Source organism: Streptomyces abyssomicinicus (assembly GCF_008974245.1).
Classification (GTDB): domain Bacteria; phylum Actinomycetota; class Actinomycetes; order Streptomycetales; family Streptomycetaceae; genus Streptomyces; species Streptomyces abyssomicinicus.
This window is the reverse complement of sequence record NZ_BBZI01000008.1, coordinates 569,986-582,462: the sequence shown is the minus strand read 5'-3', so window position 1 is coordinate 582,462 and position 12,477 is coordinate 569,986. Positions and strand designations below refer to the sequence as shown.

Here is a 12,477-nt window from a genome sequence, read left to right as displayed (position 1 = left end):
CGACGACCATGACGACCCCCGTGACGACGACCACGACGGGCGCGAACCCCGCCGTCGAGGAGCTGGCCGAGCGGATCCACGCGACCGGTCTGCGCAACCAGTGGTACCCGGTCCTGCCCTCCGACCAGGTCGCGGCCGGCTCCATGAAGCGCGTGACGCGCTGGAACGAGCCCTGGCTGCTGTTCCGCCGCCCCTCCGGCGAGCTGCACATGATCGCCGACCGCTGCCCGCACCGTAGCGCCCCGCTCTCCCTCGGCCAGCACCTCGGCGACCGGGTCGCCTGCCTCTACCACGGCGTCCAGGTCGACGGCACCGGCACCGTCGTCTCGGTGCCCGGCCTGCCCGGCTGCAACCTGGAGGGGAAGCAGCTGGTGCGCTCGCTGCCGGTGCAGGAGCACTGCGGCGCGATCTTCGCCTACTGGGGCGACGAGCAGCACCCCGAGCCGCCGGAGCTGGTCCTGCCCGACCGGCTGGGCGACCCGGACACCGCACACTTCCTCAACTACGCCGAGTGGGGCGCCCCCTGGCGCTTCTACATCGACAACGTGCTCGACCCCATGCACGGGGCCTTCCTGCACGGCCACTCCCACTCCATGGCGGGCGGCGCCAAGTCGGCCCGCTTCCGCATCCGGGAGACCGGGCGCGGCTTCTTCTTCGAGAAGACCGACCAGGTGGGCGTGAACTTCGACTGGGTCGAGTTCGGCCGCACCGGCGTCGACTGGGTCGACCTGGAGATCCCCTACCAGCCCTACGCCGGGCCGGGCGGCGCCTTCGGCATCGTCGGCATGGTCGTGCCGGTCACCGACACCGAGTGCGCGGTCTTCCACTGGCGCACCCGCAAGGTCCAGGGCTGGGAGCGCGACTCCTGGCGCTTCCTGTACCGGATGACGCTGGAGGAGCGCCACCACGAGGTGCTGGAGCAGGACCGCGTCATGCTGGAGGGCATGCCGGCCGACGGCGACGTGGGCGAGAACCTCTACCAGCACGACCTCGGCGTGGTCCGCATCCGCCGCCTCTACCGCAGCGACGCCACCCGCCAGGCCCAGGCCCTCACGACGGGCTGACCGTCCGCGTGCGAGCCGCACCGAGCCCCCGAAGCCGCCCGCGCGGCCTCGGGGGCCGTTCGGTCTCCGGAGCACCGGTGACACCGGCGCCAGGCCCTACGGCCGGACCGCGCCGCCTACGCCGGGCGCTGGGGCCGAACGGCACTGCCGGTGCGGGGCCCTGGGGCCGAACGGCACTGCCGGTGCCGGGCCTGGGGCCTCGAGCACGCCGCCGGTGCCGGGCCTTGGGGCATGAGCGCGCTGCCTGCGCCGGGGGCGCACGGCCATGTGTTCGCCGGGCCCTACGGTCGGACTGCGCTGCCCACGCCGGAACCTGGGGGCATGAGCGCGCTGCCTGCGCCGGGCCGCACAGCCATGTGTACGCCGAGTTCTACGGCCGACTGCGCTGCCGAGGCCGGGCCCTCGGGCCATGAGCGCGCCGCCGGTGCCGGGCCGCACGGCCATGTGTACGCCGAGTTCTACGGCCGACTGCGCTGCCGAGGCCGGGCCCTCGGGCCATGAGCGCGCCGGCGGTGCCGGGCCGCACGGCCATGTGTACGCCGGGCCCTACGGCCACGCGTTACGCCGCGGGCGCGCCGCTCACTGCTCCTGGGCGTCCGACAGGGACCGTTCCAGCTTCTCCAGGAGGGACGCCAGCTGGGTGCGCTCCTTGGGCTTGAGGGCCGCGAGCATGCGCCGCTCGTTGTCGAGGTGCTCGGCGAAGAGGCGGTCGATCAGGTGCAGGCCCGCCGGGGTGAGGCGGCAGTGGACGACGCGGCGGTCCTTGGCGTCGCGTTCGCGGACGAGCAGGCCCTCGCCCTCCAGCCGGTCCAGACGGAGCGTGACGCCGGCCGAGGAGACCAGGCTGGCGGCGGCCAGCTCACCGGCGGTCAGACGGTAGGGCTCGCCGGAGCGCCGCAGGGCGGCGAGGACGTCGAAACCGGCCAGGGACAGCCCCGCCGCGGCGACCGGCCTGCTGGTCTGCGTCTGGTACAGCAGGAACGAGCGGTGCAGCCGCCCCAGCACCTCGATGGGCGACGGGTCGAGATCCGGCCGCTCGCGGTGCCACTCCTCGATGACGCGCGACACGGCGTCCGCACCCGTGCCCTGAACCCTGCCGGTCACAGCTGTCTCCTCCCCGTATTTCTCACCGGTGAAAAACTACTCCCTTAACGGACTCGCAGGGTACGCCCGGGGTGCACGAAGGGCCGGACGTCCCGTGGAACGGGACGTCCGGCCCTTCGGCGCGGCCCTGGGCCGCATCAGGAGTTGAGCTCCTCCAGGGTCCTGCCCTTGGTCTCCACCGCGAAGCAGGCGACGATCGCGCCCACCGCGGCGACGACCGCGAGCTGGATGAAGATCACACTCAGATCCGCCCCGGAGGCGAGGATCGCGCCGACCGTGATGGGGCCGAGGATCACGCCCAGGCGGTTCCAGACGCCGCCGAACGCCGCGCCCTTGGCGCGGTTGCGCGTCGGGTACAGCTCCGGCGAGTACAGGTACAGCGAGGCGTTGATCACGAAGATGAAGAAGGTGGTGCAGGAGGCGAACAGCGCGACCTGGCCGCTGGAGGTGGCGCCGGCCACCGCGAGCGCGGCCAGCGCGGCCGTGGTGCCGATCAGCGCGGCGAGCAGCAGCGGCTTGCGGCCGATGCGGTCGACCACCAGGGCGGCGATCAGCGTGCCGATCAGGCCCGTGGCGTTGCTGATCAGCGAGTAGACCAGCGCCGTGGTGAGGTCCAGGCCGAACTGCTTGGTGTACAGCGACGGCAGCCAGGTGGAGATGCCGTGGTTGACGTAGTAGGCGACGAACCACATCGTCGACAGGACGGCGGTGCGGCGCAGGTAGCGGCCCTGGAAGATCTCCCGCAGGCGGCCCCGGGACTCCTCGGCCGGGATCTCCAGGGAGGGCTCGGGCAGCGGCTCGCGGGTCGAGGCGGTGATCTCCTCCTCGATCCTGGAGATGACCCGCTCGGCCTCCTCCAGGCGCCCCTGGGAGGCCAGCCAGCGCGGCGACTCCGGCACCTTGCGGACCAGCACCAGGGCGAGCAGCACCGGCAGGCCGCCGATCAGGAACATCGCCTGCCAGCCGAGGTTGGGCACGACCCAGACGGCGGTCAGGGAGGCCGCGGAGAGGCCGGCCGGGAAGATCAGCTCGTAGAGCAGGACCAGCTTGCCGCGGCTGTCCGAGCGGGCGATCTCGTTGATGTAGGTGGCCGCGATCGGCACCACGCCGCCGATGCCGATGCCCTGGACGAAGCGGAACAGCGCGAACATCTCGATGTTGGCGGACGCCGCCACCGCGATGCTGGCGAGACCGGTGACCAGCACGCCCAGGGCGACCGTGCGCACCCGGCCGATCCGGTCGCCGAGCCAGCCCGCGCCGAACGCGCCCAGCAGCATGCCCACGGAGGCGGCCGTGACCGCGAAGGTGGCCTGGGCGGTGCTCAGGTTCCAGTGCTCGGTCAGGACGGGCAGGGCGGAGGCGGCGAGCAGCTGGTCGAACGCCTCGAAGAAGGTGACGGCACCGATCAGGAAGCGGACCTTGACGTGCCAGCGCGAGTGCGGCAGCCGTTCGAGTCTCGCGGCGATGGAGCCGGAGCCCACCGCTTCTTTCGTGGCCACGGTCGTCATGGGAATCCTTCCGCGAACAAGCGGGAGTTTCTGCAGGGATGCGGCGACCCTAGAACCGGTTATCTAAGGGGTCAATGATTTGGGCCTGAATTAACTCGAAGGAAATCGCAACGCGCCGAAGCCGCTTCCGGGAGCCGCCCGACCGCCGTCGCGCGGGCAGCCCGGAGCCGCCCCCGGCCCGGTGACGGGTCCGGGACGGGGGCGGTCTCCAGGAAGCGCGGCCCAGGTGGGCGGCGGGTCAGACGGCCGGAGAGGTGGCCTCCCGCAGCGCGCGGAAGACCCGCTCCGGGGTCAGCGGCAGGGTGGTGACCCGGGCTCCGGTGGCGTCCTGCACGGCGTTCGCTATCGCGGCGGCGATCGGCACCATCGTGCCCTCGCCGGCCCCCTTGGAGCCGAACGGGCCCGGCCCGTGGCCCTGTTCCTGGGAGACGGAGACGAACGAGGCGGGCAGGTCCTCGGCCATCGGCACCCGGTAGTCGAGCGCCTCCCCGTTGACCAGGACGCCGTCCTCGTACCGCATCTCCTCGAACAGCGCCTGCCCGTAGCCCATCAGCGCGGCGCCCTCCTCCTGGCCGCGCACCACCAGCTTGTTCGCCGCCCGCCCCACGTCACCGCTGGCGACCAGCTTCAGCACCGTCACCGCGCCGGTCTCCGGATCGACCTCCACCTCGGCGCCCGCCCAGCCGATCTCCCAGAAGACGCACGGCGCCTCCAGCGGGGCCTCGTGGGAGTTGGGCGCCTTGAAGAAGCCGTCGCCGCTGAACTCGTAGCCGGTGCCGCCGAAGACGGCGGCGACCATGGGCGGGAGCGGGTGGACCGTCTCCTTCAGCCGCACGCCCCAGTCGGCGAGTTCGAGGTCGGCCGGCTCGCAGCCCAGGTGCCCGGCGGCGAACTCCAGGACGCGGTCGCGGGCCTGCTCGGCGGCGAGCTGCACCGCGCGGCCCATGACCGTCATGCCGGAGGAGGCGTTGGTGCCCTGGTCGAAGGGCGAGGTGTCGGTGGAGACCGGCGCGTAAGAGACCCGCTCCGGCGGCACTCCGAGCACCTCGGCGGCGACCAGGCAGAGCGCCGTGGAGATGCCCTGGCCGATCTCCACCGCGCCGGTGGAGACGAAGACCTGCCCGGTGGCGTTGACCTTGACCCGGGCCTGCGCGGGCTTGTTGACGCCGCCGCCGTCCTTGAAGCCGATGGCCAGTCCCATGCCGCGGTTCGGCGCGGATCCGCGTCCGTGGTAGCCGAGTTCGGCGGCGACCAGGTCCAGTCCCTCGACCAGGTCGCTGTCGATGCCGCTCTCGCCCGGCATGAACGGCTCGCCCAGTGCCCTGAGGTTCTTCACCCGCAGGTCGTAGGGGTCCATGCCGAGCCGCCGGGCGATCATGTCGATCTGGCTCTCGCTCGCCCAGGTCGCCTGGGTCGCGCCGAAGCCGCGGAACGGCCCGGCCGGCGTCGTCGACGTCATCACGCAGGCACAGGAGGAGCGGACGTGCTCCCAGCGGTAGGGGCCGGGTATGCGGTAGCCGGCCTTCTCGGCGACCAGCGGGCTGCCGTCGGTGTAGGCACCCGCGTCGAGCAGCACCTCGCTCTCCCGGGCGAGGAACGTGCCGTCGGCCAGCAGGCCGGTGCGCACCCGCAGCACCGCGGCGTGCTGGCTGAGGGTGAGGAAGCCCTCCTCGGTGGTCAGGCAGTGGCGCACCGGCCGCCCGGTCAGCTTCGACAGCAGGATCGCCACCGGCTCGGTCTTGCAGTTGTGCTTGGCGCCGAAACCGCCCCCCACGAACGGCACGTTGACCCGCACCGAGGACTCCTCCACCCGGAACACCCGGGCGATCTCCTTGCGCAGCGGGAACGGGTTCTGGGTGGAGGACCACACCTCGATCCGGTCGCCGCGCGCGTCGGCGACGGTGACGAAGGGCTCCAGGTGGAAGTGGTTCATCCGGGAGAAGACGAAGGTGTCCTCGAAGACGTGGTCGCAGCGCTCCCAGACGTCCTCGGACCCGGTCTCGTAGCGGAACTCGTAGCAGACGTTGGGCCGCGGCCACAGCTCGGCGGAGGCGCCGGCGCCGTACGGGGGCACGACGCCGCGCGGCTTGTCGCCGGGGAACAGCTCCGCGGCGCCCTCGGCCAGGGCCGCGTCGACGTCCGGGACGGCGTCCAGCACCTCGTACTCGACGTCGATCAGCGCCAGCGCCTCCAGCGCCGCCGCCTCGCTCTCCGCGGCCACCGCCGCGACCGGGTCGCCGACGTGGCGCACCCGGTCGGTGGCGACGATCGGCTGGTCCTTGATGAAGTACCCGAAGACGGCGTCGAGCCCGCCCAGGTCGTCCCGGGTGAGCACCGCGTGCACCCCGGGCACCTCGCGCGCCCGGCGGGCGTCCACGGTCACCAGCCGCGCGTGGGCGTGCGGGCTGCGCAGCACCTTCGCGTGGAGCATGCCGGGCAGGGTGACGTCGGCGGTGTACCGGGCGGCGCCGGTGACCTTGAGCTTCGCGTCCTTGCGGGGCGCGGTGGAGCCGAAGGCGCTGGGCCTGGCGGTCACGCTTCCTCCCGTATCAGCTCGGCGGCCCGGTGGACCGAGTCGATGATCATCCGGTAGCCGGTGCACCGGCAGATGTTGGAGGAGATCCACTCGCGGACCTGTTCCTCGGTGGGCTCGGGATGCTCGCGCAGCAGCGCGGTCGTCAGCATCACCATGCCGGGCGTGCAGTAACCGCACTGGAAGCCGCCGCACTCGGCGAACGCCCGCTGTACGGGCCCCGGCTCGCCCGCCTCGGCCTGCCCGGCGACGGTCTCCACCGAGCAGCCGTCCACGCTGAAGGCGAAGACGCTGCAGGAGGCCGTGGGCACGCCGTCGATCAGCGTGGTGCACGCCCCGCAGACGCCCCGCTCGCAGGAGGCCTTGACCCCGGTGTTGCCCATCCGGTCGCGCAGCAGGTCCAGCAGCACCGTGTTCGCGGGGACCTCCTCGCGGCGGCGGCGGCCGTCGACCTCGACATCGACGGTGATCCGGTGGGCGGCGGCCCGGTCGGCGCTCACATGGCCTCCTTCAGTTCGTCGGTACGGGCGTCCAGCAGCCGGCGCAGCAGCACCCCGGCGAGGTGGCGGCGGTACTCGGCGCTCGCCGCGGCGTCGCCCACGGTGTCCGGCAGCGCGGCGGCGGCCCGCGCCGGGTCCTCGCCCAGCGCCAGGCGGACGGTGTGCGGGCGGGTGTACTCCGAGCCCACGGTCAGCGTCACCTCGTCGCCGCGCACCGCCACGGCGGCGGTGGCCAGCGGGCGCATCGACCGCTCGTAGCCGAACCACACGCCCCCGGTGTCCGGCACCACGACCGAGGTCAGCAGGGCGCCGTGCGGCTCCGGCCGGTCCCACAGGGCCGCCGCGTCCAGCTCCAGGGGTCCCTCGGGGGTGTGGAACAGCAGGCGGGCGCCGAGGGCCTGGAGCATGACCGACATCTCGTAGCGGGTGCGCCGGGCCATCAGGTTGCCGCCGATGGTGGCGCGCTGCCGGATCCGGTGGTTGGCGATCCGGCCCCAGGCGGCGGCGAAGGACGGCAGCGCGGCGCGGACCTGGGCGTGGTGCGCGCCGTCGTGGTGGGCGACGCCGGAACCGATCAGCAGGGCGCCGTCGCGCGCGGCCACCTCGGTGAGGCCGTCGACGCGGTCCAGGGCGACCAGGCTTTCGCAGCGCAGACCCTCGCGGAACTGCGCGAACAGGTCGCTGCAGCCCTGCGCGTAGACCGCGCCGGGCAGGGCGCCCGCCGTCACCGCCTCGGCGACCGAGCCGGGGCGGTGCAGGGCGAAGGGGGCGATGGTGCGCTGGCTGGGCGCGACCAGACCTGAGGGGAGCAGGAGCATGGGGCAGGGACCTCCAGCGACGCGGCGACCGGTGGGTGCAGCACCGCATACAGAGAGTTATCTAATGCCTGAACATTCGAATGCGAAGATGTCTAACACCCTCGCGGGCGAGGCCACAAGGGGTGTCTTCGAAAGTCTTTAAGTGTTAAAACGCTCTCATGACCGACCTGCTGACCCCGCTGCGCCGCTGGCACGAGGCCGGGACCGACTTCGCGGTGGCCCTGCTGGTGGAGGCCCGCGGCAGCGCGCCGCGGCGGCCCGGGGCGGCCATGGCCGTCGGCGAGGACCGGACGGTCGCCGGAAGTCTGTCGGGCGGCTGCGTGGAGGGCGCGGTGTACGAGGCCTGCCTTGCGGTGCTGGAGGACGGGCACCCGCAGGTCCACGAGTTCGGGGTGGGGGACGAGGACGCCTTCGCGGTGGGCCTGACCTGCGGTGGCACGCTGCGGGTGCTGGTCCGCGCCTACCGGGGCGGGACCGAGCGCGCCGCGCTGCTGGACGTGCTGGAGGCGGCGGACCGCGGCGAGGCGGTTGCCCTGGCGACGGTGGTGGACACGGCGACGGTGCTGGACGCGGCGACGGTGGTCGACGCGGCGGCCTTCGCGGGCGAGGGCGGTGACGGCGCAGCGCGGCGAGGCGGCCCGGCCGTGGTCGGCGCGCAGCTGGCGGCGTGGCCGGACGGGGCCGTGACCCACCACGGCGGCGACGGCGCGTGGCGCGGCGCCCCCGAGCTGGCCCGGGCGGTGGCGCAGGACGCGCGGGCGCTCCTCGCCCAGGGCGGCGACGCCCTGCGGCGGTACGGGGCGCTCGGCGAGCGGCGGCGCGAGGAGGTGACCGTCTTCACCCAGAGCTTCACGCCCCCGCCGAGGATGCTGGTGTTCGGCGCGATCGACCACGCGGCGGCCACCGCGCGGATGGGCGCCTTCCTCGGCTACCGGGTCACGGTCTGCGACGCCCGCCCGGTCTTCGCCACGCCGGAACGCTTCCCGATGGCCGACGAGGTGGTGCGGGCCTGGCCCTCGGAGTACCTGGCGGCCACCGAGGTGGACGCGCGGACGGTGATCTGCGTGCTCACCCACGACCCCCGGTTCGATGTCCCGCTGCTGGTCGAGGCGGTCCGGACCCCCGCCGCGTACATCGGCGTGATGGGCAGCCGCCGCACCCACGCCGAGCGCGCCGCACGGCTGCGGGAGGCGGGCGTGGACGAGGCCGGAATGCGCCGACTGGCCTCGCCGATCGGCCTCGACCTGGGCGCCGTCACCCCCGAGGAGACGGCGGTGTCCATCGCCGCGGAGATCGTCCGCGCCCGCCGCGGCGGCACCGCCCTCCCGCTCTCCGCGGTGGAGGGCCCCATCCACCGCCTTCCCTCTATCGTGGGCTGATGGGTGCACACCAAATCGACCGACCGGCCGATCTCGACGTGGTCCGTGAGTCCTACGACCGGGTGGCCGACAACTACGCCGAGATGGTGGCGACGACGGGAATGGGCGACATCCGTCGTCATCCCTGGCTCAAGGCGTCGATCGACGCCTTCGCCGACACCGTGGGCGGCCTCGGGCCCGTCCTGGACGTCGGCTGCGGGCCCGGAACGGTGACCGCCTACCTCGCCGAACGAGGACTCGACGTGTCGGGGGTCGATCTCTCGCCCCGCATGATCGAGAACGCGCGCCGTCTGTATCCGCACTGCCGCTTCGAGGTCGCCTCCGCCACCGACCTCGCCCTCGAAGAGGCGTCCCTCGGCGGCGTCCTCGGATGGTGGTCGCTGTTCAACCTCCCGCGCGGCGTCCTTCCTCAGGTCCTCGCCCTGTTCGCCCGGGCCCTGAAGCCGGGCGGACACCTCATCGCCGGGACGCACGTCGGCGACCAGGACGCGGTGCGCACGGAGGCCTACGGAGGTGTGCCCGTCCGCTGGACGACGCACCAATGGCGGCCGGAACGGTTCGTGGGCCTCATCGAGCGGGCCGGACTGCGTCCCGTCGCCGAACTGCGGCTCCCGGCGGACGAGTTCAGCGGGCCGGGCCTGGTCGTCATGGCCGAGCGCCCGGCCTGAGCGAACGGGGCGTGCAGGTGCCGCGTCGCCGCACGTGCTGCGTCGCCGACGGCCCAGCCGGGTCCGGCGGCGCCCCGGGCCCGGGTTTGGTCGTTGCCGAAGGCGCCCTCGTCCGACCGGGAACACGGGGGAGTCGTGCCCGCGGGCCGCGGCCCCGCACGGGTCAGGCTGCGACCTTGTCGTGGTCCAGCAGGTCGGCCGTGCGGGCGGCGGTGGCCTCGGCGCGGCGGCCGGTGGTGAGGGCGCCCACGGCCAGGACGGCCAGTCCGCAGCCGGCGACGATCCACCAGGCGGGCCGGGAGGCCATGGCCGTGGCCTGCGCCTGGGTCTGCGCCTGCGAGGAGGGGCCCAGGCCGTGTGCCAGGACGGCGCCGGTCACCGCGACGCCCAGGGTCGCCCCGAGCTGCCGGCTGGTGGAGGCCACCGCCGCCGCCACCCCGGCCTGGGCGCGGGGCATGCCGGAGACGGCGGTGTTGGTGATCGGCGCGTTCACCATGCCGAAGCCCACGCCGAAGAGCGCGTAGCCGGTCACCAGGGCGGCGTCGCCCGCCCCCGGGAAGCCGGCGAACACGATCCCCGCCGCGGCCATCGCGGTCCCCGCGACCAGCAGCGGGACCCGCGGTCCCCGGTCGGCGACGATGCGGCCGGCGAGCGGGGCGAGGACGAAGGTCGGCACCGCCATGGGCAGCATCCACAGCCCCGCGTGCAGGGGGTCGAGGCCCCGGACCTCCTGGAGGTGGAGCGTGGAGAGGAACAGGAAGCCGCTCAGCGCGGAGAACGCGCAGACCGCGATCACGGTGGCCCCGCTGAACGGCGCGGACCGGAAGAAGCGCAGGTCGATCAGCGGTTCCGCGCGCCGGGGCTCGTGCCACAGCAGGCCGATCAGGGCGGCCGCCGCGACGCAGGCGACCGGAACGACCCGAGCGGCAGGCGCGTGCGGGGCCTCGATGATCGCGTAGGTCAGCGAGCCGAAGAGGACGGCCACCAGCAGCTGCCCCACGGGGTCGAAGCGGCGGGCCCGCGGTGCCCGGGACTCGGGGACGAAGCGGAGGGTGAGCAGCAGGGCGGCCAGGCCGACCGGGAGGTTGATCCAGAAGACCGCGCGCCAGCCGACCGAGCCCACCAGGAGCCCTCCCACCAGCGGTCCGGAGGCCATCGACAGCCCCACCACCGCGCCCCAGACACCGATGGCGCGGGCGCGCTCGGCGGGCTCGGTGAAGGTGTTGGTGATGATCGACATGGCCACCGGGTTGAGCATCGACCCGCCGACCGCCTGCACCACACGGAACGCGACCAGCGCTTCCTGGCTCGGCGCCAGCGAGCACAGCAGGGAGCCCAGGGAGAAGACGACCAGGCCGGTCATGAAGACCCGTCTGCGGCCCAGACGGTCGGCGGTGGAGCCGGCGACCATCAGCAGCGCCGCGAGAACGAGCGTGTACGCGTCGAGGGCCCACTGCATCCCGGAGACGCCGCCGCCCAGCTCCCGGCCCATCGCGGGCAGCGCCACGTTGAGGACCGTGATGTCCAGGCTGACCAGCAGCAGGCTCATGCAGCAGATGGCGAGGACGAGGAACTTGCGGCGTGGGCTGAGCTCGGAGGCGGCGTTCACGGGTGCATGCTATTGCCAATAGTGTGCCTAACTAAAGGATCCCTCGGGCGGCGACCCGCAACCCCGAGGCGGCACCCCGACCGGGCCCGCCCACCCCACTCCCGCGGTGAGGGACAATGGGGCAATGCCCACGCCCGTCACGCCTCTGCAGATCGGCCCGCACACCGTCCAGCCGCCGGTGGTGCTCGCGCCCATGGCCGGTATCACCAACGCGCCCTTCCGGACCCTGTGCCGGGAGTTCAGCGGCGGCAAGGGCCTGTTCGTCAGCGAGATGATCACCACCCGGGCGCTGGTCGAACGCAACGAGAAGACCATGCAGCTGATCCACTTCGACGCGAGCGAGAAGCCGCGGTCGATCCAGCTGTACGGCGTGGACCCGGTCACCGTCGGCAAGGCGGTCCGCATGATCGTCGACGAGGACCTCGCCGACCACATCGACCTCAACTTCGGCTGCCCGGTGCCCAAGGTCACCCGCAAGGGCGGCGGCTCCGCGCTGCCGTACAAGCGGAACCTGCTGCGCTCCATCCTGCGTGAGGCCGTCCGCGAGGCGGGCGCGCTGCCGGTCACCATGAAGATGCGCAAGGGCATCGACGACGACCACCTCACCTACCTCGACGCCGGCCGGATCGCCGTCGAGGAAGGCGTCACCGCCATCGCGCTGCACGGCCGGACCACCGCCCAGCACTACGGCGGCACCGCGGACTGGGAGGCGATCGCGCGGCTCAAGGAGCATGTGCCGGAGATCCCGGTGCTGGGCAACGGCGACATCTGGTGCGCCGAGGACGCCCTGCGGATGGTCCGCGAGACCGGCTGCGACGGCGTCGTCGTCGGCCGCGGCTGCCTGGGCCGCCCGTGGCTCTTCGCCGACCTGGTCGCCGCCTTCGAGGGCCGCGGGGAACGGGTCGCCCCCACCCTGGGCGAGGTCGCCGACGCGATGGTCCGGCACGCCACCCTGCTCGGCGAGTGGATCGGCGACGAGGCGCGCGGCGTCATCGACTTCCGCAAGCACGTCGCCTGGTACCTCAAGGGCTTCGCGGTCGGCTCCGAGATGCGCAAGCGCCTCGCCGTGACCTCGACCCTGGCGGACCTGCGCGCCGGGCTGGACGAGCTGGACCTCGACCAGCCCTGGCCCACCGGCGCCGACGGCCCGCGCGGCCGCACCTCGGGCAACAACCGGGTCGCCCTCCCGGACGGCTGGCTCGACGACCCTTACGACTGCGCGGGCGTCACCGCCGACGCGGAGCTGGAGACCTCCGGCGGCTGACGACGGCGACGGCCGCGCCCCGGGGCGGGG

General features: G+C 73.4%; 10 protein-coding genes. 4 read left to right on the top strand and 6 right to left on the bottom strand.

The genetic code is table 11. From position 1 onward, the window contains the following. The first annotated feature begins 8 nt into the window (after window positions 1-8). Entirely contained in the window at window positions 9-1,064 is a 1,056-nt protein-coding gene (locus GBN72_RS19520; protein WP_151773121.1) for a Rieske 2Fe-2S domain-containing protein, read from the top strand. Window positions 1,065-1,643: 579 nt separating this feature from the next. On the opposite strand, the gene GBN72_RS19515 is transcribed toward GBN72_RS19520, so the two are convergent. The 5 genes from GBN72_RS19515 to GBN72_RS19495 all read right to left on the bottom strand — a co-directional run bounded on the left by GBN72_RS19515 (window position 1,644) and on the right by GBN72_RS19495 (window position 7,527). Then, window positions 1,644-2,168 (bottom strand): MarR family winged helix-turn-helix transcriptional regulator, encoded by a 525-nt coding sequence (locus GBN72_RS19515; protein WP_151773120.1) that lies wholly within the window; start codon window positions 2,166-2,168, stop codon window positions 1,644-1,646. Between the two features lie 137 nt (window positions 2,169-2,305). After that, on the bottom strand, window positions 2,306-3,676 hold the full coding sequence (locus tag GBN72_RS19510) for an MFS transporter (RefSeq protein ID WP_151773119.1): 1,371 nt from the start codon (window positions 3,674-3,676) through the stop codon (window positions 2,306-2,308). A gap of 238 nt (window positions 3,677-3,914) precedes the next feature. Next, window positions 3,915-6,212 carry a xanthine dehydrogenase family protein molybdopterin-binding subunit gene (locus GBN72_RS19505; protein WP_151773118.1) on the bottom strand — a complete coding sequence of 766 codons (2,298 nt, stop codon included), beginning with the start codon at window positions 6,210-6,212 and terminating at the stop codon, window positions 3,915-3,917. Beyond that, complete coding sequence (locus tag GBN72_RS19500) at window positions 6,209-6,709, bottom strand: (2Fe-2S)-binding protein (RefSeq protein ID WP_151773117.1); 501 nt, start codon at window positions 6,707-6,709, stop codon at window positions 6,209-6,211. Before GBN72_RS19500 ends, GBN72_RS19505 begins: the two co-directional genes overlap by 4 nt. Then, on the bottom strand, window positions 6,706-7,527 hold the full coding sequence (locus GBN72_RS19495) for an FAD binding domain-containing protein (RefSeq protein WP_151773116.1): 822 nt from the start codon (window positions 7,525-7,527) through the stop codon (window positions 6,706-6,708). The genes GBN72_RS19500 and GBN72_RS19495 overlap by 4 nt, the downstream gene beginning before the upstream one ends. A gap of 158 nt (window positions 7,528-7,685) precedes the next feature. Here GBN72_RS19495 and GBN72_RS19490 point away from each other — a divergent pair, with 158 nt between their 5' ends. Both GBN72_RS19490 and GBN72_RS19485 read left to right on the top strand, forming a co-directional pair. Beyond that, on the top strand, window positions 7,686-8,906 hold the full coding sequence (locus GBN72_RS19490) for an XdhC family protein (RefSeq protein ID WP_151773115.1): 1,221 nt from the start codon (window positions 7,686-7,688) through the stop codon (window positions 8,904-8,906). Continuing rightward, window positions 8,906-9,574, top strand: coding sequence for a class I SAM-dependent methyltransferase (locus GBN72_RS19485; protein WP_151773114.1), 669 nt, complete (start codon window positions 8,906-8,908; stop codon window positions 9,572-9,574). The genes GBN72_RS19490 and GBN72_RS19485 overlap by 1 nt, the downstream gene beginning before the upstream one ends. Window positions 9,575-9,737: 163 nt before the next feature. On the opposite strand, the gene GBN72_RS19480 is transcribed toward GBN72_RS19485, so the two are convergent. Beyond that, complete coding sequence (locus GBN72_RS19480) at window positions 9,738-11,123, bottom strand: MFS transporter (RefSeq protein WP_151773330.1); 1,386 nt, start codon at window positions 11,121-11,123, stop codon at window positions 9,738-9,740. A gap of 184 nt (window positions 11,124-11,307) precedes the next feature. Here GBN72_RS19480 and dusB point away from each other — a divergent pair, with 184 nt between their 5' ends. Beyond that, window positions 11,308-12,447 carry a tRNA dihydrouridine synthase DusB gene (gene dusB / locus GBN72_RS19475; protein ID WP_151773113.1) on the top strand — a complete coding sequence of 380 codons (1,140 nt, stop codon included), beginning with the start codon at window positions 11,308-11,310 and terminating at the stop codon, window positions 12,445-12,447. The last annotated feature ends 30 nt before the right edge of the window (window positions 12,448-12,477 follow it).